Source organism: Caballeronia eucalypticola (genome assembly GCF_047608185.1).
Lineage (GTDB): Bacteria > Pseudomonadota > Gammaproteobacteria > Burkholderiales > Burkholderiaceae > Caballeronia.
Genome location: NZ_JBLKRU010000011.1, coordinates 1 through 18,906, shown reverse-complemented (window position 1 = coordinate 18,906; position 18,906 = coordinate 1). Strand labels below are relative to the sequence as shown.

Sequence of the window (18,906 nt, the reverse complement as noted above, 5' to 3'; positions counted from 1 at the left end):
TTGCTAAAATCCGGGCACTCATCTGGAGAAACATCATGAAGCCGCTTCAATCTGTCGCCATCGCGGCCATTCTCGCCGCAGCCAGCATGGGCGCCTACGCGCAATCGGCCGTCGCGACGGATGAACCTCCGGCGCACGTCATGTCGCCGGAAGAGAATGCCGGCCTGCCAGACCTGAAGGCCATCAACCGGCCCGCCGCACAAGTTACCTCGAAGGTCGAAATTTCGCCGCCGCGCCTGCCGAGCTATCACGAGCAAAGCACGAACGGCACGGAAATCACGGAATATCGCGACAAAGGCAAACCCGTTGAAATCGATGTGCGCTCGAACTTCGGCACGCGTTATCAGATGAGCGCCCCCGCCGACACGTCGCCGACTGTCCGCGATAACGGCAAGCCCAGCACGCGCCTGCCTTCGTGGAACCTGAAGTACTGAGCGTTTATTGAAGGCTTGTTGAGCGTTTGTTGAACGCTCAACCCCCTGCGACGACCGCCGTTTCATCCGCTGGGCCCAACGTTGCGCCGCCGTATGTGTCGTGTGCAACGTGTGTCGGCACCGCAACGCCTGACTGACGCGCCCGTCGCATTGCGTCGCCGGTCATCCTGCATGTTCACCCTCATCAAAGCTCTCCCGCATGGCCGTATTCACCGCTGTCACCGATTCCCAGCTCACCGACTGGCTGCAACACTACGAACTCGGCGAAGCCGTCGACTTTCGTGGCATTGCATCCGGTATCGAAAACAGCAACTTCTTCCTGACGACCACGCGCGGCGAGTATGTGCTGACGATCTTCGAGAACCTCACGGCCACGCAATTGCCGTTTTATCTCGATTTAATGCGTCATTTGGCGTCGCACGCGGTGCCGGTTCCCGATCCCATGCCACGTCGCGACGGCTCGCTTTTCGGCACGCTGAACGGCAAGCCGGCGGCGATCGTGACGAAACTGGACGGCGCGCCGGAAATGTCGCCGGGTCCGTTGCATTGCATCGAAGTGGGTCAGATGCTGGCGCGGCTTCATTTGGCCGGCCGGGATTTCCCCGTGCATCAGCCAAACTTGCGCAGCCTCGCGTGGTGGCAGGAGAACGTGCCCGCCGTGCTTTCGCATTTGAGCGACGCACAGCGCGCGCTGGTCACCAGCGAACTCGAGTATCAGGCGGCGTTTTTTGCATCGGAAGAGTATCGGTCGATGCCCGAAGGTCCGTGTCATTGCGACTTGTTCCGCGACAACGTGCTGTTCGCGCATCCGACGGCCGATGAGACGCGGCTCGGCGGATTCTTCGATTTCTATTTTGCCGGCAACGACAAATGGCTCTTCGATGTCGCCGTCTGCGTGAACGACTGGTGTGTCGATCTGGCGACCGGCGCGCTGGATATCGCGCGGGTCAATGCGTTGTTGCGCGCTTATCAGACAGTGCGGCCGTTCACCCCGGCCGAAGCGCATCACTGGAACGACATGCTGCGCGCGGGCGCGTTGCGCTTCTGGGTGTCGCGTCTTTATGATTTTTACCGGCCACGCAAAGCCGAGATGCTAAAACCGCACGATCCAGGCCATTTCGAACGCATTTTGCGCGAGCGCATCAAAGTTGCGCCTCCTCCCGTTCACGGTAATTAATCAATGCAATTGATCGAAGTCCCCGCTAAAACCGGTTATGTGTGGTTCCGCCAGGGTATCTGGCTGTTTCGCCGGAATCCGCTCGCGTTTCTCACGGTGTTCTTCGCCTATCTGTTTGCCATGACGCTGATCTCGCGGCTGCCGCTGATCGGTCCCGTGCTGCCGCTGCTGCTGATTCCGGGCGTAGCCGTGGGGTTCATGGCGGCTTGCCGCAATACGATCGCCAAGAAACCGGTCTGGCCGACGGTGCTCGTCGACGGCTTTCGTTCCTATGGGCAGATCGTTGCCCGCCGCCTGCTGGTGCTTGGCGTGATCTATGTGGCAGCCATGGGTTTGATTTTCGCCGCGTCCGCGCTGGCTGACGGCGGCTTGCTGCTCAACTTGATGCTCGGCAACGGCCCGGCCGGTGACCCCGAAACCGTGGCGGCGAGCTTCAATCCGCTTGCGGTCCTGGTTGCCATGGTCTGCTATCTGCCGGTTGCCATGCTGTTCTGGTTCGCGCCCATTTTGGTCGCCTGGCACGACGTGCCGCCGGTGAAAGCGCTGTTTTTCAGCTTCGTGAGTTGCTGGTGCAATCGCGGCGCCTTCGTGATTTACGGCGTGTTGTGGATTGGTATTGCGCTAGCCGTTTCTTTCGGACTCAGCGCGTTGATGCAGGTGCTCGGCGCGGCGCAGGACATGGCCCTCGCGGTGTTGATGCCGGCGTCCATCCTCGTGACAACCGCGTTGTATTGCTCGTTTTACGCGACGTATCGCGGCTGTTTCGGCGTGCAATCGGAAGAAACGCCGGACATCCCGGATCCGTCCGAACCGCAGATGTGAGTGTTGCCCAATAAACAGGACAGATGATTCGAACGCCGATGACTATTCAGTCATCGGCGTTTTTGTTTGAGGTTTCGCGAAGCGAGAACACGCGGTTTCCTTCGTGCGCTAAATATTTGCGTACACTTACGCCACATCCATTTTTAGCGTGTTCAGGTCGGACTGTCATGACTTCTACCCCGCAATTTCCGCTCGAACTCGATGCCCAGCTTTGTTTCGCGCTGTACTCGACTTCGCTCGCGATGACCAAGACGTACAAGCCGCTGCTGGATAAGGTCGGGCTGACCTATCCGCAATATCTGACCATGCTGGTGCTATGGGAGAGCGACGACCTCACCGTCAAGCAGATGGCCGAACGGCTAAGCCTCGATTCGGCCACCATGACCCCATTGCTCAAGCGCCTGGAAGCGCAAGGGTACGTCAAGCGCGTGCGCGGCATTGAAGACGAACGGCAAGTGCATATCCACCTTACCGATGCCGGCCGTGAACTGAAGAAAGCCATTCGCGGCATTCCCGGCGAGATCTACTGCGCCGCCGGATCGGATGCCGACCGGCTTATCAAGCTGCGGGACGATCTGGTACGCCTGCGCGCATCGTTAATGGAATACAACGACGCTTAAAACACCGATAGTCACAATCAATCACGTTCAGGTGAATTTAGTTTGTACACAAATTATTATCGCGATATATTTATTCTCGTTTGGCACCGCGTTACCGTACTTGGATCCTGCAGTACCCTTTCTGCCGCCGAGCGGCAACCATTGAACAGGAGAACATCATGAGCATTCTTTACACAGCAACCGCAACGAGCACGGGTGGCCGCGACGGCCGGGCAGTGTCGTCGGATGAAAACCTGGATGTCAAATTGAGTGCGCCGAAGGCATTGGGTGGCACGGGCGCAGCGGGCACGAACCCGGAACAGCTCTTTGCCGCTGGCTATTCAGCCTGTTTCCTGAGCGCAATGAAGTTTGTCGCCAGCCAGGAAAAGAAGACCATTCCCGCCGATACGACAGTGACCGCCGACGTAGGCGTGGGCCCGAATGACAAAGGCGGTTTCGCGCTGGACGTTGAATTGCGGGTTTCGCTGCCGGGACTGGATGCGGCTGAAGCGCAAAAGCTGGTGGAGACGGCTCACCAAGTGTGCCCGTACTCGAATGCGACACGCAATAATGTCGACGTGCGCGTCAAGCTGGTCTGAGCATCACAGCGTGGGCGCGCGGTTGAGCGACGAAAATCCTCGCGCCTGTCGCTCCAGCAAGCCTACGGCGCATAGCCCAGACGTCCCAGACGCAAAAATGCCGGCCTTGTGGCCGGCGTTTTTTTGCTTCGACAACGCCGTTTTCAGCGTGACGAATCCTGCTTTTCCTTCTACGAACTACGAACTCCGCAGAATTACTGCGCGAGCCACGAAGGATGACGCGAGTTTGCGCGACGATCCAGCTTCTGCATGCGGTATTCAAGGTCGTAAATGTCGCTGGCTTCGGCCAGGTAAGCGTCGTTACGCTCCTTGTCACGCTGGTCAGCGGATTTGGTCAGGAACAGGAAGAGGCGGCTGAGCAGATACATGGTGAACCTCGCTTGAGTGATTAGGGTAAGTACCTAGTGCTTTGAACGAAGTATAGGGTAATCCCTAATCAAATGCTAGTGCTCAAAAAAGAATCACGTTGATACGAAAGACTTTTTTACAACACTTGAGGCCTAGACCAGGGTTTCGTCGCGAACGGCTGATTGCACGCGGCGCTGGTATTTGAAGAATTCCCACAGCATGGCCGATGCGTCCGGCCCTTTGGATGAATGGAACTGCACGGTGTCGTCGCCGCCGCTCCAGGCATGGCCCAATCCACGGACGATGCACGTCTTGATAACCCGCCGCCCGCTTTTGACGTAATCCGTCACCACGCTGTCGGCGTGCGTTTCCTCCCGGCGCTCGCCGTTGCGCCAGGCGCCGTCAGCATCGATGAAACGGTTCAGGCGCAGGAATTCCGTCGTCAATTGCTCAGCGTTCGTCTTCGATACGACCGAATCCAGTTCGCCGTGGATGATGATGGCCGGCATGCCGGGGTAATCGGCGACATCGACGGCAGCGTCGATCAGGCCGACCGGATCGCTACGGCTGCCCCGCCGCATGGCGTCCATTGCGCCGATGGCGGAGCTTGCATCGCCGAAAACCACGCCTGAGTGCAAGCCGACCGCCGCGAACATTGATGGATATTTAACGGCGAGCATGGCTGCCAGCCCCGCACCGGCCGACATACCGGCCAGATAGATGCGTTCGGGGTCGAAATGATGACGCGCGACTGCTTCCCGCACCAGGGAAACGACCGCTGCCGCTTCGCCCCCGCCTGAGTTGGCGGAATTTTCGTACCAATGCCAGCAGCGATGGACGTGCGCCGTCTTCGATTGCTCGGGGTACAGCACGGCGAATCCGAACCGGTCAGCCAGCAAATTAATACGCGTGCCTTGCGCAAACTCTTCAGCCGATTGCTGGCAGCCGTGCATCATCACGACGAGCGGCATGTCCGTGAGGGACGCACCAGTCGGCAGATACAACGCGTACGCCAGATGGTTGACGAACCGGCCGGCCGTTGGGGGGGCCGAATGGAATGATCGGCTCCACTTTCCCGCGGCCCACGCCGAGGCGCGCGGCCTGACCCGCGACTCGCGTGCTACACGCGGTTTGGGTGTAATTTTGGGGCTGATCTTCGGTTTCGCCGCAGCCGGTTTAGCCGCCTTGGCGCGAACAGGCTTCGCCGGAGCGCGCGATTTCGGCGCTCTGGGCGGAGCGATCTGTGTCGCTACAAGGCGTTTCAAGCCTCGTAGCCAGAGTTTTGTCAGGCTTTTTGGCATGGAATTCGGGTCCGTACACGGAGACGTGGATCGTCAAACCGGTCGGGAAACCCATCGGGAATGACGAATGTTGTGCAGTGCACAATAGCATTTATTCCGCGACTGTGCGCGCACCACAGAATTTCACATTGCGTCACTTTGTCGTCACTTAGACTGTTGATAGGGTACGTTGCACGAATTTTGCATCGATCCATTGCAATTTATAGTCTCCCTCTAAAAAATTTTAAGGGCCACCCGGCAGGTATACTGTCGGCTTTCTCCCGCTCCGCAGAAACAATCTTCATGCCCGACTTGCCACTTTCGCTTTGGCTCTCCATTACTTCGCTCGGCAGCGTCGGCGTCATGATTCCGCTCGCGCTCGCCGTTGCCGCATGGCTGGCGCTGGGCTATCCATGGCGCTATGCCGCGTGCTGGCTTGCTGTGCTTGGCGGTGCCAGCGTCCTGGTCGCGCTGACGAAGATCGCGTTCATGGGCTGGGGTGTCGGTGTGCGCGGCCTGGATTTCACGGGCATCAGCGGTCACGCGATGGTGTCGTCGGCGGTATTGCCGGTGGCGTTGTTCGTCGCGTGTTTACCGGGGCGGCAATGGGTGCGCGCGTTCGGCGTTTCCGTAGGCGTGCTGACTGGAATTGTGGTCGGCATATCGCGGATCTTCCTGAATGCCCATTCAGTGTCCGAGGTAGTGACAGGATGTGGGCTCGGTGCGCTCGCGGCGCTGGTGTTCGTGGTGTTCGCCTGGCGCGCTGAATCCGGCAAGTTGTCGGCGGCGCCGGTTGCGGTGAGCCTTGCGATGGTGGCTATCGTGCTGCACGGGATTTCGGTGCCGACGCAGCGCTGGATCACCGATATCGCCCTGCATTTGTCGGGCCGCGAGCAACCCTATATTCGCGCAAAATGGAAAGCGGGTCGCTATGACAAGCCCGTTGCACGTCCAGCGCATATTGATGTGCGGTTCTCGGGGACGACGGAATCTTAAAGGGGCGTTCGTTCGCGTCGTTGAGCGCGAATGAAGCGGCTATCGTTATAACCCCAAATATATTACGATGCGCTTTCTATTCCGTTCGACCTGTCCATCGTGTTCAATCTCAAACACTCGCTGATCGCTGCTGTCTTCACGTTCACACTGCAATCCACCGCCCACGCCGATGAAATCGTCGTGTCCGCTGCAGCAAGCCTAACCGATGCGTTCAAAACCATCGGCGACGCCTACGAGAAACAGCATCCCGGCACGAAAGTCCTGATGAACTTCGGCGCCTCCGACGTGTTGATGCAGCAAATCGTGAAAGGCGCGCCTGCCGATGTGTTCGCGTCCGCCGATCAAAAGGCCATGGACAAGGCTATCGACGAAAAGGTCATCGCCACTGAATCGCGCCGCGATTTTGCCGCCAACTCGCTCGTGCTGATCGTTCCGAAAGACAGCACGTTTGCGCCCGCCAGCGTGAAAGACCTCACGGCCGCCAGCGTGAAACGCGTGGCTTACGGCGATCCGGCATCGGTACCGGTCGGCCGCTATACCGAAGGCGCGCTCAAGCAAGCCGGTGTATGGGATGCGGTCAGCGCCAAGGGCGTGCTTGCGGCCAACGTGCGCCAAAGCCTGGACTACGTGGCGCGCGGCGAAGTGGACGCCGGCTTCGTATTCAGCACCGACGCCGCCGTGATGCCGGATCGCGTGAAAGTGGCGCTGAGCGTGCCGACGCAAACATCGATTACCTACCCGATCGCCCAGGTTGCTCAGAGCAAACACGCCGCCGATGCCCAGCAGTTCATCGCGTATGTGTTGTCGCCGGACGGCCAGAAGACGCTCGCGCAATTCGGCTTTAAACCGCCAGTGAAATAACGCGGCTCTATCAAACTTAGACTATGGACCAGGCGTGGATTCCGTTGCTGTTGTCGCTGAAAGTAGCGGGATGGGCGACGGCAATCGATGTCGTGCTCGGCGTTGCGGTGGCATTCGGCTTGTCGCGCTGGCGTTCGTCGGCGCGTGAGCTTGTCGACTCCTTGCTGACGCTGCCGCTGGTCATGCCGCCCACTGTCCTCGGCTATTACCTGCTTGTGTTACTCGGCCGGCGCGGCGTGATCGGCGCATGGCTCGACAAGTTCGACATCCAGCTGGTGTTCACATGGCAAGGCGCGGTGATCGCGTCCGCCGTGGTCGCATTTCCCCTCGTGCTGAAGTCGGCGCGAACCGCATTTGAAACCGTCGATCCGCAATTCGAACGCGCGGCACGCACGCTCGGCGTCAGCGAAACCGCCGTGTTCTTTCGCGTGACGCTGCCGCTTGCCGCGCGCGGCATTCTGGCTGGCGCATTGCTAGCGTTTGCGCGGGCGCTGGGGGAGTTTGGCGCCACGCTGATGATCGCCGGAAACTTGCCGGGCAGGACGCAGACGCTCTCGGTCGCCGTCTATGCCGCCGTTCAGGCGGGCGACGACAGCACCGCTAACATCCTCGTGATTGTCACCTCGGTTACGTGCGTGGTCATCCTGCTCGCAGCCGGCCGGCTGCTGCCGCAGCGCTCCACGGCATCGGTACGTTAGACACACATCAATGACCGCCCTGACAGTCCGCCTGCGCAAGCACTTCATCACGCCCGAGCGCGATTTCATGCTCGATATCGCGTTTCGTTCGACCAGTCAGCGCATCGTGCTGTTCGGGCCGTCGGGCGCAGGGAAAAGCCTGACATTGCAAACCATCGCCGGGTTGATCACGCCGGACGAAGGCGAAATTATCCTGAATGGAACCACGCTGCTCGATACCGCCAATGCGATCGACCTTAGCCCGCAAGCGCGCAGGATTGCGTATCTCTTTCAAGACTACGCGTTGTTCCCGCACCTGAATGTGCGCCAGAACATTGCCTTTGGCTTGAAGCGCGGCTGGTGGAATCCATCGAAGCACGTTGTTCACGCCGATGTGGACTACTGGCTGAACGCGTTCGACCTGATGCAGGTTGCGCGGCAGTTTCCGGCGCAGTTATCAGGCGGACAAAAGCAACGTGTTGCGTTGGCGCGTGCATTGGTCCCGCATCCGCAATTGCTTTTGCTCGATGAGCCCTTTTCAGCGCTCGACATGACCCTGCGCCAGCGTATGCGCCAAGAGCTGGCCGACCTTCAAAGCCGCCTGGATATTCCCATGGTGCTTATCACGCACGATCCCGACGACGTCGCCATGTTCGGCGATCAGGTCGTGAGTTTGCGCGAAGGCATCGTGCAACCGGACGATGCGCTCAACACCCTCAGTCCGTCACGCCAAGAATCACGCTCGACGCCTTGAACGCAGCGATAGCGGCCTGACCTTGCACCAGGCCGAGCGTTGCGACGCTCTCGTTGGTGATGATGGCCGTGACCGTGGTAGCGTCGTCCAGCGCCAGCGATACTTCCGCATTCACCGCGCCCGGCGTCACGCTCGACACCTTGCCGCGCAACTGGTTTCGCGCCGAAATCCGCATGGGTTCGGAAGACCCTTCGGCGTCATCGACCATCAGCATGACCCATGACGCCTTCACGAGCGCGAACGCTTCAACACCCTCCTTGAGACCAAGCGACGCGGTGCTTTCGTGCGTGACGACGGCGACTATCGACTGGCCGCCGGACAACCTGAGGTCCACTTCGTCATTGACGGAGCCACGCGTGACTTTGCTGACCGTGCCAAACAGCTGGTTGCGTGCGCTTGTCTTCATGCCGATTCGTCCAATAAGCCGCCAATCCTGCGCGAAGCCTTCAATTGCCGCGCCCGCGCGTTCCAGAAACGCCCGATGCTCCCGTTCGATCACCCGATAGGTATCGATCAGTCTCAGCGCTTTCGGCGTCAACGTGGTTCCGCCGCCGCCCTTGCCGCCCGTGGCACGCACGACGAGCGTGGTGCCGGCGAGGTTGTTCATGGTGTCGATGGCATCCCACGCCGCCTTGTAACTCATGCCGACCGCCTTCGCCGCGCCCGTGATCGAACCGGTCTGCTGGATGGCCGCGAGCAACGCGATGCGCGCCGCGCCGCCGAGCGTGGCGTCGCCGCTTTGAAACCAGACTGAACCGGCCACTTCGATGGGATCGTGCGGTGTACTACTGGATTCGTCGATCATGGGGCAGAGTGGTATGGATGTGCGGTTATTGTATCGATGCAATTCAGTTACTTGATGCGCGGCGGCTTTATCTTGCGCAGGATGCGCTCGCCTTCCGTTGCGCTCATCCGTTGCGCATTGACGGCGAAGCCCTTTGCCAAACCCTTTTGGAATTCCCCGGCCTCTTTCAGATCGGCGAGGCGCCGAGCAGCGACGGCGGCGTCGTTGCCTTCACCCAGGACGCTCTGCAGACTCCCCAACGCGTCTTCCACTTGCTTGCGGGTTTTGCGGGTCAGCATCGAGCGAAAAAACTCGAGCGCGTAACGTAAGCGCTTGGCGTGAATGCGCACTTTGTGGCGCTTCGCGGCATCGAGCGTAGTGAGATCGGGAGCCCGTTCGATCTTCCGATAATGCTTCGTGATGCGCTTCTGAGCATATTCGGCGAGCGATTGGTCCGTATGGTTCGGGGGCGGTGCGAGCGTGCCGAACCACTCGACATACGACAGCGCGAGCCGAGCGTATCGCGGGGAATTCATCGCTTCCTGCAGACGCCGGCGGGCATCGGTGCGATTGTTATCGGCTGCCTTTTGTGTCGGATTCCATGCGGCCTTGCGATGCGGATCATCGGACGCAGCGTAAGCGGGCAGCGTGGTGTCGGTGAAGACGTCCCAGTCGCGGGCATCGCCCAGCAGGTCGCCGAACCATTTCAGGTCGGGCGCGATTCCGGTATTCCATGCATCGTCGATCCAGTCAGGGAAAAGCTTGAGCGCCGTCTTCAAGCGGCGCTGGGCCACGCGCAGCTGATGCACATGTTCGACCTCGAGGCCCGCGCGCGAAGCGGCATCGTTGCCGAACCAGTGCGCTGCGACCGACTTGCCGATCGCGACGAACGCATCCGTCGGAATCGCGTCTTTCGGCAGCTTCAGCTTGGCGGCCTTGACCGGCTCGCGCGACGTGTTGCTGACGGCGACGGGCACGATCAGGAAAGGCAGCGTCTCCACAATCTCATGCGCGGCCGCGAGCAACGCTTTGCGTTCGTCAGGAGCAGCCGTGAGGGTCAGGGTTGCCGGCTGATGATCTGTATCGAGCCGCAGCGTGGCGCGCACGTGAACGCCGGTATCCATCTCGCCGGGCGTGTCCCACTGCACGACCGCAGTCTCTGTAGCTTCGCTCAATGTGAAACCGGCATTGCCGATAAGGATCTTCAAGTCACTCAGCGAGGCTTCAGACTTGATCCAGCCATGCAGCGTGTCGAAGGGCCCTGCTTCGGTTTCAATCCGCCGGATCAGCGGCCGTTCCTGATGCATTGCCACGAACACCCGATGGTCATCGTGCGTCTCGATCCCGATCTCCCAATCGGCCAGCTTTGAAGTCACGTTCGAACCCAAATGATCCAAACCCGTCCCGGCTTTTTGCGACCGCAGCAAAAAATCCATGCGATGCGCCGTGGCGAATCGACCCAATCGCGCCAGCGCTTCGTCCGGCGGACCATTCAGCGCATCCAGGGAAACCATCCTTAACTCGACGAGTTGCAACATAACTTCCTCATCATGATCGAGCGTGTTTATTGGGCAGCAAGTCGCAGACCGCTAATTCAAATCAGACGAATTTCAATCCTTTCAGGTGTCATCAAAACGCCATAAACCGTGTGCAAACATGGTCGACGTCATCGCCAGAAGCAACGCCTTTCAGTGTTTCGCCTTTCAGAGCGGCTTTAAGCCTGAATCCCCTTAAGCCCGAATCCCCTTACGTAACACGCTCAGCCTCTAAGCTCAAAGGACGTTCCATGCCTGACTTGACTCTTCCCGATAGTAACGACAGCAACGGGCCCCGCTCGCTCGGACGCCGGCTGAGCATGCCGATATTCCTCGTCGTGATTGGCGTGGGCATTATCTATTGCGTGACGCACCTGATGCACGACCTGGAGTCGGTCCAGCAGTCTTCAATACTGCCTTACGTCCTGCTCGGCGTTGCATTGATGATCGCGCTCGGATTCGAATTCGTAAATGGCTTCCACGATACGGCAAATGCCGTCGCCACCGTCATCTATACGCATTCGCTCGCGCCGAACCTCGCGGTCGTCTGGTCGGGCATGTGGAATTTTCTCGGCGTGCTGGTTTCCAGCGGCGCGGTGGCCTTCGGCATCCTGCAACTGCTGCCGGTGGAACTGATCCTGGGCGTGGGGACATCGCAGGGTTTCGCGATGGTCTTCGCGCTGCTGATCGCCGCGATCATCTGGAATCTCGGTACCTGGGCGCTCGGCATTCCTTCATCGAGCTCGCATACGTTGATTGGCTCGGTGATCGGCGTCGGCTTGATGAACCAGATGATGCACGGCCCGTCGGGGACATCGGGCGTCGACTGGGGCCAGGCTCTTGCAGTGGGCAAATCGCTGCTGTTCTCGCCGCTGGTCGGTTTCATCCTGGCAGGCTTGCTGCTCTATGTGATGAAGCTCGTGGTACGCGTTCCCGCGCTCTATAAAGAGCCGAAGAAAAATACGCCGCCGCCGTTCTGGATTCGCTGCCTGCTGATCCTGACCTGCACGGGCGTATCGTTCGCGCACGGTTCCAATGACGGCCAGAAAGGCATGGGCCTCATCATGCTGATCCTGATCGGCACCGTGCCGACCGCCTACGCGCTGAACAAGGCCGTTACGCCGGCCGAGACGCAAACCTTCCTGTCGGTCGGCCATCACGCGTCCGAAGTGCTCGGCAAATACACCAACGGCGCCGCACCGGTTGCCGATCCGCGCGCAACGGTTCAGCACTACGTACAAACCAAGAAGGTCGAGCCGGACACCGTGGTCGCGCTCCAGCAGCTCACCGATATCATCGATGGACAAGTTGGCCCTTCAGCATCGATGGCAGCCGTGCCGCAAAACATCGTGAATAACGTGCGTAACAACATGTACGTGACGTCCGAAGCGCTGCGTCTGATGGACAAGCAAAACGCACCCGCTTTCGCCGCCGATGACGCCGCCGTGCTCAAGAACTTCAAAGGCCAGCTCGATCACTCAACCAAGTTCATTCCGACGTGGGTGAAAGTGGCCGTGGCGGTAGCGCTCGGCTTGGGCACCATGGTCGGCTGGAAGCGGATCGTGGTGACGGTCGGCGAACGGATCGGCAAGACCCATCTGACGTACGGACAAGGGGCGTCGGCGGAACTGGTCGCGATGTTGACCATTGGCGCAGCCGACGTCTACGGCTTGCCGGTCAGTACGACCCATGTGCTGTCCTCGGGCGTGGCGGGGACCATGGCGGCGAACGGTTCAGGGCTGCAATGGCGCACCGTGCGCAGCCTCGCGCTTGCCTGGATCCTGACCTTGCCTGTTTCGATCGCCCTTGCTGCGGGATTGTTCTGGGTGTTCCGCGGGCTGTTCTGATCGTCCGCTGAGTCTCTTGCACGTTGCAGCACGTCAGAGCGCGAGCGGTTTTTCAAATCGCTCGCGCGTTTGCAGAATTTGCCGATAGCCGGCGGCTGTTTGTCCCTTCTCCGGCCGCCCTCCTCAATCCACTGATCTTTGCCGTCAGGCACACCGCTTGCTCTATCTAAGCGGCAATCGCGAGGGTATTTGGTGCTGCGGGACACGCAAGCTGAGGCAAACCGCCAATACTCACGCCGCATCACGCGCGGCATCGCCATTCACTCTTCAGCAGACTTTAATAAATAAGGAGAAGTGGAATGATCGGAACAATCTTGCTTGTCGTGTTGATCTTGCTGCTGCTAGGCGCTTTCCCCTCATGGCCGCACAGCCGTAGTTGGGGATACGGCCCAAGCGGAATTTTGGGCGTGGTCGTGATTATCGTGATCGTGCTGCTGCTTATGGGACGAATCTAGCGTTAAGTTGATCGGCGTGTCAGCTGCTTGGCCTTGCAGTCATGCGCTGACTTAACACCGACGGCGCCTTAGTCAAAGCGGGCCCTAGCCAGCATGCCGGGAACCGCTGCGTTATTGCCCGCCTAGGGAACGCTGCTAAAAAGAACGCCTGCCTGAGGGAGAACATCCCTGACGGCAGGCGGTTTTTATTGGCTTTTCATTGAGTGGTTTTGACCGCTCTTCGACAACCGCTAATCCAGGAGTACACATTCATGGATCTCCATCTTGAAGGCAAACTCGCGCTTGTTTCGGGATCGACGAAAGGCATCGGCCTGGCCATTGCCACCGGACTGGCGCGTGAAGGCGCGCACGTAATCGTGAACGGGCGCAAGCAAGCGTCTGTTGATGAAGCCCTGCAAAAGCTGCGAGCCGAGGTGCCGGATGCAAACGTGGAAGGCTTTGCCGGCGATCTCTCCGATGCCAGCCAGATCGATGCGCTGGTCGCGCGCTATCCGGCTGTGGATGTGCTGGTGAACAACCTGGGCATCTTCGATCCAAAGCCGTTCGAGGACATTCCGGACGACGAATGGTCGCGTTTCTTCGATACCAACGTGATGTCGGGCGTACGCCTGGCGCGTGCTTATCTGCCGAAGATGAAAGCGAAGAACTGGGGCCGAGTGGTGTTTATCAGCAGCGAAAGCGGTATTCAGATTCCCGTCGAGATGATCCATTACGGCGTGACGAAAACAGCGCAGTTGGGATTGTCGCGTGGGCTCGCCGAACACTGCGCAGGCACGGGCGTGACGGTGAACGCGGTGTTACCCGGTCCGACGCATTCCGATGGTCTCGATGAAATGGCCACGAAGGGCATGGGCGACAAGTCGTTCGCAGAATTCGAGAAAGGCTTCTTCGAAACGGCACGCCCGAGTTCACTGCTCAAGCGTTTTGCCACGACGGAGGAGGTAGCAAATATGGTGGTGTACGTGTGCTCGGAAGCGTCTTCGGCCACGAATGGCGCCGCGCTGCGAGTGGACGGCGGAGTCGTGCGGTCGGCTTTTTAGAACGTGGGTTGCCGCGCTAGGTCAGCATGCTAAAACGCAAGATCACACGCGCAAGACACGTCCATCCGGCCCGATCAGCGGCGGCAGGCGCGGCGTTGAGTCCGTGCCTTTGGGCGCCGTTTTCGCATGGCCCGGCATTGCCGGAGCGGGCGAAAGTGCAGGTGGCGCGAGGTTGGTTTTATCGGCGACTTGCTTGACGGCCGGGCCGCTCTTGCGCTTTTTCTTTGCCTGCGCCGTCAGCACGCCGCGCGGTTTGGCCTTCGATTTATGCATCTGCGCTTCGGGCGGATTCCAGACTTCGACGTATCGCTCAGCCGCTGCCGCGGCGAGCGGGCCCAAACCCATGAATCCGGCGAGGATCGCAAGCACGACGTTCGAAGAAAGAATGGATAAAGCAGATCTCACAACAAGTGCTCCAGAGTATTCAGTGTCCAACAGCGCGCGAAAGTATTGCGTCCAGCGAGCGCTGCGATGTGTCCAGTTCAAGCAACGCGCTGTCCAGTCGTTGCAGCGCCAATGCGACCGTACGGCCGCCCGCGCCCAGTTCAGGTTCGCTGCGCGTGGCGTCAAAAGCGGCCGATACCGCGCGCGTAGCCTGCACGTAACGCGCGAGTGCGGCGGCTTCAGCAGAAGAATGGCTGTTCATGTTTCTCGTCCATGCAAAAGCACTAACCTGTGCACTAAGCTGTATGAATATACAGTAATGCCGCGCGACGGAAAAGCATTCGTGCGGGAATCAGCAGTGTGCACGTAAACCCGTCTGGTTTTAAGTTGCACTTAATTGTCGGAGGGCACATTACAAACGCGAGCTTTTATCGCCGCCATCAAGGGCGGCTTCTATTCAGGGCTTTCACCGCGAGGACACGTCATGGCCGCCAGTGCATCGTTTCAGAACATCAAGTCCACGATGAAAACCGACCACTCCCTGCCGCTGCACGAATGTCGCCTTTCCGAGGCGGTGGAAAGGCCGTGGGGCAAGCCGTATCGAATGGTCGAGTGGGCGCGCAAGAGCGATCCGTGCAGTCAATTGAGTGTCGTGCCCGCAGAGTTCACGACCTCCGAGATTGCAGAAGTATTGCGCGCGCATGTGTCGGGGCGGCGCTACGGTCCCACGGATTCCGACGCGTCCGTGCAGCAAGAGTAAAACTAATCAGCGGGCGCGGCGGTTTCCAGCGCCGCTGCGCATCACACGAACAACGTTACGCGGCGCGGGTTGCAGTTAAAACTTGATAAAGTCCACAAATGGACTAATATACGAATCAAGTTCTTAATGAGACTTTTCCATGCCCCGCGCCCAACGCGTTCCGCGACCCGTTCCGCCGCCACACCCTTCCATTGCAGACATGTCCGCGGCGGGCTTGCGTGCATTTTTCAATATCGCTCGCGACTGGGCGCTGTCGGCCGATGAGCAGATCGTCCTGCTCGGCTCTCCCGGGCGATCCACCTTCTTCAAATGGAAACAGACACCGCAAACGGCGCGTCTTGGGCGTGACACGCTTGAGCGGCTTTCGCTTATTCTCGGCATCTATAAGGCGTTGCAGATCTTGTTGCCGCAAGCCGAAGCCGCGGACGGCTGGATCAAGCGCGCGAATACCGCGCCGCCGTTTGGCGGACGGCGCGCGCTTGACCGCATGCTCGCGGGCAACGTGAGCGATCTCGTGGCAGTTCGCCAATATCTCGATGCGATGCGGGGCGGTTGGGCGTGAGCGACCTATCCAATCTTCCGCAAGCTGAAAACGACTGGCACGCTGACTGGCCGCATATCGACCTCAAGTGGTCGCCGGCCTACCGCGTGATTCCCACGCGTTTTCCTGCCGTGAACCTGTTCGACCGCGTGGCGTCGCCACAGGATTTCGATGCCCTCTACGCGCTCGAAGCCATGACCAATGACCGCTTGCGCACGGAAGTGGGCGACCTGGATCTGGTGCCGCTTGCTGAGCGAAAGTTTGGCGCCGGTTACGGCCCGATCATGGCGGCTTTTACGCACCTGAATCCAAACGGCAGCCGTTTCTCCGATGGCAGCTACGGCGTGTTTTATTGCGCGCGCGACCGGCGTACGGCGATCGAGGAGACGCGTTATCACTCGGCGCTGTTTCTCGCGGATACAAAACAAGCGCCGCTGCGTCAGCAGATGCGGCTTTACACGGTGCTGGCGCAAGGCGGTGTCATCGATTTATGCAAGGGCCGGCTGGAACAAGCCGCGCTCGATCCCGCCATTCTTTCGCCATCCAGTTACGTCGCGGGTCAGGCGTTGGGACGGGCTGCGCGGGAAGCGGGTGCGCCGGGAATCGCGTATCCGTCGGTGAGGGATCACGGCGGTGAATGCCTCGCCGCTTTCCGCACTACTCTGCTACGCGATTGCCATCACGCGGCTTATCTGGAGTACGAATGGAACGGCGAGACCGTCACCAACGTCTTCGAGATGAGCAAGGTCGGATAGTTTGGTCCGAGCATTTAGCTGATGACCACAGCGGTCGACGACCGCACACGCGCAATTTTCTTCGTCGCGGGGCGCGCGGCCGTCGATGCAGCTTTCGGCGCGGCCGCCTTCGATACCACCGCCAGCGCCTCGGTGGCGACATCTTTCGACGAATGCTTCAGCGCCGCCGCCTTCGCCTTTTGACTGGACTTCGCGAGCAGTCGCGCGAGCCGAGGATCAGCTCCGTTAGCCGGATGCTTGCGGCCTCGCGCTGCTTCGCGAGCGCGGCGCTTCGCGTCTTTTTCCAGAAAAATCGCGAGCATGGCTTCATCGGATTTCAGGCCGGAACGACGCGAGGGCGGGAGTTCATCGGCCAGTTCGCCGGCTTCGAAAGCTTCGATGACCGCTGGGTGGACATAACATTTGCGGCATACGGCCGGCGTATTGCGCAATATCTTCGATACCTCCTTGATCGTGCCGACCACATGCTTGCGAGCTTCGGTCACGGTTTCCCACGCCAGTTTGCGCAGCGCGGCCAGCGCGAACACGCTGCCGGCCCATGTCCGGTAGTCCTTTGCGGTGAAGTCGGCGCCGGTGATGTCGTGGAGGTAGTCGTTGATATCGGAGGAGCTGACGGTGTGGCGATCTCCGTTTGCGTCGAGGTACTGGAACAGGTCGTGGCCGGGAAGGTCCATGCAGCGTTTTATGATCCTGGCGATGCGTGGGTCGCTCACCGAGACATCGTGTTCGATCCCGCTTTTGCCGCGAAACTGGAAGCGCAGCGTGCCGGATTTGACGCTCAGGTGTTTTTTGCGCAGGGTGGTGAGTCCGTACGACTTATTGTCGCGAGCGTATTCTTCGCTGCCTACGCGAATCAGTGTGGTGTCGAGGAGCCTGACAACGGTGGCCAAGACCTTGTCGCGGGGCATGCCTTCGAGTTCGAGGTCCCGGGTGACGCGTGCGCGCAGTTTCGGCAATACCGCGCTGAACGCCAGCATCCGTTCGTACTTGGTGGCGTCGCGGGTTTCGCGCCAGTGCGGGTGATAGCGATATTGCTTGCGGCCACGGGCATCGCGGCCGGTGGCTTGCAGGTGGCCGTGTGAATCGGGGCAGATCCAGACGTTGGTGTAAGCGGGAGGGATCGCGAGTGCGTTGATGCGTTTGATGTCGGCATCGTCGGAGAGGCGGTTGCCCTGGGTGTTGAAATAGACGAAAGCGCCGTTTTTCCATTCGCGCGTGTAGCCGGGGCGGGAATCGTCGACGTAGCGAAGACCTGGAGGCAGGTCTTCTGGGCAGCCTTTGATCTCGCTTTGCGGTTGTTGGTCAAGGGGTGCTGTCACTGCGTGCCTCGCTTTGGTCTCGCTCAATTGGACTTGTTTCAAGCAATGGCCATTCCAGCGGCCGTCGTTCGCACTTGGGGTTGGTTAGGGTTGGTCTTGGGGTTGCACGGGTTCTTGCGTTAGCGATCTCGTTCATTGCCGGGTTGCACGGGTTCTGCGTTAGCAGTCTGAGTCATTGCCGGGTTGCTGCTTTCCAGGTCTTCGCGCGTTCGGTGTTAGCTGTTTTCTTTATCACTATTAGCCACTGCGCGTGGCGGCGCGTCATTTCTTTGTCCAAAGGTAACTAGTCAGCACTTGTAAACTGCTGCGAAGCTCGGCATGATTCGGAGATGACATTTGTGCCCAACCTTAAAAATCTAACGGACGAGCAGAAAGACGCGCTCATCATTGATTTGGTGAGGCGTCTGAACGAGATTGAAGCGAAGCTCGGCAAGGACAGCCACAACTCGAGCAAGCCGCCGTCCTCGGATGGCCTGAAGCGCAAACCCAAGCCCAAATCGCAGCGCACGGTGAGCGCAGCCATGCCAGGCGCTCAGCCAGGCCATGAGGGCAAGACGCTTAAACGCGTGGCGCACCCGGATCGGGTTGAGATTCATCGAGTGAGTCGGGTATGTGATAACTGTGGTCAAGAAATCACGGCCGATCGCGTTTCGGTACTGGCCGAAGAGCGGCAGGTGATTGACTTGCCGGTGATCCGGTTTGAAGTGACAGCCCATCGCGTGGAGCAGGCGCAATGCGGCTGCGGCAAAGTGCATTGCGCCGAGTTTCCCCAAGGTCTTAGCCAGGCGGTGCAGTACGGCAACCAGATCCAGGCCGCAGCGGTCTATCTGACGCAATATCAGCAGTTGCCTCTGGAGCGTACCTCGCAGGCGTTGCGCGACCTGTTTGGCCTGAGCCTGAGTGCAGGCACAGTGCAAAACTGCATCACGCAAGCTGCAC

The 18,906-nt window shown here is 59.6% G+C and carries 23 protein-coding genes; 16 read left to right on the top strand and 7 right to left on the bottom strand.

Annotated elements, in window-relative coordinates; translation table 11 throughout:
• Positions 1-35: 35 nt before the first annotated feature.
• The 5 genes from ACMX25_RS14850 to ACMX25_RS14830 all read left to right on the top strand — a co-directional run bounded on the left by ACMX25_RS14850 (position 36) and on the right by ACMX25_RS14830 (position 3,631).
• Positions 36-434, top strand: coding sequence for a hypothetical protein (locus ACMX25_RS14850; RefSeq protein ID WP_299711269.1), 399 nt, complete (start codon positions 36-38; stop codon positions 432-434).
• 199 nt (positions 435-633) lie between these two features.
• Positions 634-1,611, top strand: a complete 978-nt coding sequence (locus tag ACMX25_RS14845) for a homoserine kinase (protein ID WP_414950717.1) — start codon at positions 634-636, stop codon at positions 1,609-1,611.
• Between the two features lie 3 nt (positions 1,612-1,614).
• Positions 1,615-2,433, top strand: coding sequence for a BPSS1780 family membrane protein (locus tag ACMX25_RS14840; RefSeq protein WP_414950716.1), 819 nt, complete (start codon positions 1,615-1,617; stop codon positions 2,431-2,433).
• Positions 2,434-2,600: 167 nt separating this feature from the next.
• Positions 2,601-3,053 carry a MarR family winged helix-turn-helix transcriptional regulator gene (locus ACMX25_RS14835; RefSeq protein ID WP_414950715.1) on the top strand — a complete coding sequence of 151 codons (453 nt, stop codon included), beginning with the start codon at positions 2,601-2,603 and terminating at the stop codon, positions 3,051-3,053.
• A 158-nt stretch (positions 3,054-3,211) separates the two neighbouring features.
• Complete coding sequence (locus tag ACMX25_RS14830) at positions 3,212-3,631, top strand: organic hydroperoxide resistance protein (RefSeq protein WP_414950714.1); 420 nt, start codon at positions 3,212-3,214, stop codon at positions 3,629-3,631.
• 194 nt (positions 3,632-3,825) lie between these two features.
• Here the strand turns inward: ACMX25_RS14830 and ACMX25_RS14825 are convergent, their stop codons facing one another.
• Positions 3,826-3,999: a DUF3563 family protein gene (locus tag ACMX25_RS14825; protein ID WP_299711284.1), complete on the bottom strand. Its 174-nt coding sequence runs from the start codon at positions 3,997-3,999 to the stop codon at positions 3,826-3,828.
• Positions 4,000-4,131: 132 nt separating this feature from the next.
• Positions 4,132-5,280, bottom strand: coding sequence for an extracellular catalytic domain type 1 short-chain-length polyhydroxyalkanoate depolymerase (locus ACMX25_RS14820; RefSeq protein ID WP_414950713.1), 1,149 nt, complete (start codon positions 5,278-5,280; stop codon positions 4,132-4,134).
• 282 nt (positions 5,281-5,562) lie between these two features.
• Between ACMX25_RS14820 and ACMX25_RS14815 the strand changes: the two genes are divergently transcribed.
• The 4 genes from ACMX25_RS14815 to ACMX25_RS14800 all read left to right on the top strand — a co-directional run bounded on the left by ACMX25_RS14815 (position 5,563) and on the right by ACMX25_RS14800 (position 8,547).
• Entirely contained in the window at positions 5,563-6,255 is a 693-nt protein-coding gene (locus ACMX25_RS14815; protein WP_414950712.1) for a phosphatase PAP2 family protein, read from the top strand.
• Between the two features lie 120 nt (positions 6,256-6,375).
• Positions 6,376-7,116 carry a molybdate ABC transporter substrate-binding protein gene (modA, locus tag ACMX25_RS14810; protein WP_414950926.1) on the top strand — a complete coding sequence of 247 codons (741 nt, stop codon included), beginning with the start codon at positions 6,376-6,378 and terminating at the stop codon, positions 7,114-7,116.
• Between the two features lie 23 nt (positions 7,117-7,139).
• On the top strand, positions 7,140-7,814 hold the full coding sequence (gene modB, locus ACMX25_RS14805) for a molybdate ABC transporter permease subunit (protein ID WP_414950711.1): 675 nt from the start codon (positions 7,140-7,142) through the stop codon (positions 7,812-7,814).
• A gap of 10 nt (positions 7,815-7,824) precedes the next feature.
• Positions 7,825-8,547, top strand: coding sequence for an ATP-binding cassette domain-containing protein (locus ACMX25_RS14800; RefSeq protein ID WP_414950710.1), 723 nt, complete (start codon positions 7,825-7,827; stop codon positions 8,545-8,547).
• On the opposite strand, the gene ACMX25_RS14795 is transcribed toward ACMX25_RS14800, so the two are convergent.
• Positions 8,510-9,352 carry a TOBE domain-containing protein gene (locus tag ACMX25_RS14795; protein WP_414950709.1) on the bottom strand — a complete coding sequence of 281 codons (843 nt, stop codon included), beginning with the start codon at positions 9,350-9,352 and terminating at the stop codon, positions 8,510-8,512. The two genes, ACMX25_RS14800 and ACMX25_RS14795, sit on opposite strands and share 38 nt — an antisense overlap.
• 47 nt (positions 9,353-9,399) lie before the next feature.
• On the bottom strand, positions 9,400-10,869 hold the full coding sequence (locus ACMX25_RS14790; protein ID WP_414950708.1) for a CHAD domain-containing protein: 1,470 nt from the start codon (positions 10,867-10,869) through the stop codon (positions 9,400-9,402).
• 248 nt (positions 10,870-11,117) lie between these two features.
• Here ACMX25_RS14790 and ACMX25_RS14785 point away from each other — a divergent pair, with 248 nt between their 5' ends.
• The 3 genes from ACMX25_RS14785 to ACMX25_RS14775 all read left to right on the top strand — a co-directional run bounded on the left by ACMX25_RS14785 (position 11,118) and on the right by ACMX25_RS14775 (position 14,208).
• Positions 11,118-12,713, top strand: a complete 1,596-nt coding sequence (locus ACMX25_RS14785; RefSeq protein ID WP_414950707.1) for an inorganic phosphate transporter — start codon at positions 11,118-11,120, stop codon at positions 12,711-12,713.
• Positions 12,714-13,012: 299 nt separating this feature from the next.
• Entirely contained in the window at positions 13,013-13,168 is a 156-nt protein-coding gene (locus ACMX25_RS14780) for a DUF3309 family protein (RefSeq protein WP_089160383.1), read from the top strand.
• A 251-nt stretch (positions 13,169-13,419) separates the two neighbouring features.
• Positions 13,420-14,208 carry an SDR family NAD(P)-dependent oxidoreductase gene (locus ACMX25_RS14775; RefSeq protein ID WP_414950706.1) on the top strand — a complete coding sequence of 263 codons (789 nt, stop codon included), beginning with the start codon at positions 13,420-13,422 and terminating at the stop codon, positions 14,206-14,208.
• A gap of 42 nt (positions 14,209-14,250) precedes the next feature.
• Here ACMX25_RS14775 and ACMX25_RS14770 read toward each other — a convergent pair whose 3' ends face one another.
• Positions 14,251-14,613, bottom strand: a complete 363-nt coding sequence (locus tag ACMX25_RS14770) for a hypothetical protein (protein WP_414950705.1) — start codon at positions 14,611-14,613, stop codon at positions 14,251-14,253.
• A 19-nt stretch (positions 14,614-14,632) separates the two neighbouring features.
• On the bottom strand, positions 14,633-14,854 hold the full coding sequence (locus ACMX25_RS14765; protein WP_414950703.1) for a hypothetical protein: 222 nt from the start codon (positions 14,852-14,854) through the stop codon (positions 14,633-14,635).
• A 222-nt stretch (positions 14,855-15,076) separates the two neighbouring features.
• On the opposite strand from ACMX25_RS14765, the gene ACMX25_RS14760 reads away from it, so the two are divergent.
• From ACMX25_RS14760 to ACMX25_RS14750, 3 genes are all read left to right on the top strand, one after another.
• On the top strand, positions 15,077-15,352 hold the full coding sequence (locus ACMX25_RS14760; protein ID WP_414950702.1) for a DUF2866 domain-containing protein: 276 nt from the start codon (positions 15,077-15,079) through the stop codon (positions 15,350-15,352).
• Positions 15,353-15,491: 139 nt separating this feature from the next.
• Positions 15,492-15,914, top strand: coding sequence for an MbcA/ParS/Xre antitoxin family protein (locus ACMX25_RS14755; RefSeq protein ID WP_414950701.1), 423 nt, complete (start codon positions 15,492-15,494; stop codon positions 15,912-15,914).
• Between the two features lie 56 nt (positions 15,915-15,970).
• Positions 15,971-16,648 carry an RES family NAD+ phosphorylase gene (locus tag ACMX25_RS14750; protein WP_414950925.1) on the top strand — a complete coding sequence of 226 codons (678 nt, stop codon included), beginning with the start codon at positions 15,971-15,973 and terminating at the stop codon, positions 16,646-16,648.
• Positions 16,649-16,662: 14 nt separating this feature from the next.
• Here ACMX25_RS14750 and ACMX25_RS14745 read toward each other — a convergent pair whose 3' ends face one another.
• Positions 16,663-17,967: a DNA topoisomerase IB gene (locus ACMX25_RS14745; RefSeq protein ID WP_414950700.1), complete on the bottom strand. Its 1,305-nt coding sequence runs from the start codon at positions 17,965-17,967 to the stop codon at positions 16,663-16,665.
• 338 nt (positions 17,968-18,305) lie between these two features.
• Between ACMX25_RS14745 and ACMX25_RS14740 the strand changes: the two genes are divergently transcribed.
• Positions 18,306-18,906: DUF6444 domain-containing protein (locus ACMX25_RS14740; RefSeq protein ID WP_414950699.1), on the top strand; the 601-nt coding region annotated here is incomplete at its 3' end.

What these genes read in the sequence shown, in the direction of transcription:
- ACMX25_RS14840 (WP_414950716.1), top strand. Translation starts at nt 1,615, where the DNA reads ATGCAATTGATCGAAGTCCCCGCTAAAACCGGTTATGTGTGGTTCCGC.
- ACMX25_RS14835 (WP_414950715.1), top strand. Translation starts at nt 2,601, where the DNA reads ATGACTTCTACCCCGCAATTTCCGCTCGAACTCGATGCCCAGCTTTGT.
- ACMX25_RS14790 (WP_414950708.1), bottom strand. Translation starts at nt 10,869, where the DNA reads ATGTTGCAACTCGTCGAGTTAAGGATGGTTTCCCTGGATGCGCTGAAT.
- ACMX25_RS14845 (WP_414950717.1), top strand. Translation starts at nt 634, where the DNA reads ATGGCCGTATTCACCGCTGTCACCGATTCCCAGCTCACCGACTGGCTG.
- ACMX25_RS14775 (WP_414950706.1), top strand. Translation starts at nt 13,420, where the DNA reads ATGGATCTCCATCTTGAAGGCAAACTCGCGCTTGTTTCGGGATCGACG.
- ACMX25_RS14785 (WP_414950707.1), top strand. Translation starts at nt 11,118, where the DNA reads ATGCCTGACTTGACTCTTCCCGATAGTAACGACAGCAACGGGCCCCGC.
- ACMX25_RS14850 (WP_299711269.1), top strand. Translation starts at nt 36, where the DNA reads ATGAAGCCGCTTCAATCTGTCGCCATCGCGGCCATTCTCGCCGCAGCC.
- ACMX25_RS14760 (WP_414950702.1), top strand. Translation starts at nt 15,077, where the DNA reads ATGGCCGCCAGTGCATCGTTTCAGAACATCAAGTCCACGATGAAAACC.
- ACMX25_RS14830 (WP_414950714.1), top strand. Translation starts at nt 3,212, where the DNA reads ATGAGCATTCTTTACACAGCAACCGCAACGAGCACGGGTGGCCGCGAC.
- ACMX25_RS14755 (WP_414950701.1), top strand. Translation starts at nt 15,492, where the DNA reads ATGCCCCGCGCCCAACGCGTTCCGCGACCCGTTCCGCCGCCACACCCT.
- ACMX25_RS14765 (WP_414950703.1), bottom strand. Translation starts at nt 14,854, where the DNA reads ATGAACAGCCATTCTTCTGCTGAAGCCGCCGCACTCGCGCGTTACGTG.
- ACMX25_RS14825 (WP_299711284.1), bottom strand. Translation starts at nt 3,999, where the DNA reads ATGTATCTGCTCAGCCGCCTCTTCCTGTTCCTGACCAAATCCGCTGAC.
- ACMX25_RS14815 (WP_414950712.1), top strand. Translation starts at nt 5,563, where the DNA reads ATGCCCGACTTGCCACTTTCGCTTTGGCTCTCCATTACTTCGCTCGGC.
- ACMX25_RS14780 (WP_089160383.1), top strand. Translation starts at nt 13,013, where the DNA reads ATGATCGGAACAATCTTGCTTGTCGTGTTGATCTTGCTGCTGCTAGGC.
- modB (WP_414950711.1), top strand. Translation starts at nt 7,140, where the DNA reads ATGGACCAGGCGTGGATTCCGTTGCTGTTGTCGCTGAAAGTAGCGGGA.
- ACMX25_RS14820 (WP_414950713.1), bottom strand. Translation starts at nt 5,280, where the DNA reads ATGCCAAAAAGCCTGACAAAACTCTGGCTACGAGGCTTGAAACGCCTT.
- ACMX25_RS14800 (WP_414950710.1), top strand. Translation starts at nt 7,825, where the DNA reads ATGACCGCCCTGACAGTCCGCCTGCGCAAGCACTTCATCACGCCCGAG.
- ACMX25_RS14795 (WP_414950709.1), bottom strand. Translation starts at nt 9,352, where the DNA reads ATGATCGACGAATCCAGTAGTACACCGCACGATCCCATCGAAGTGGCC.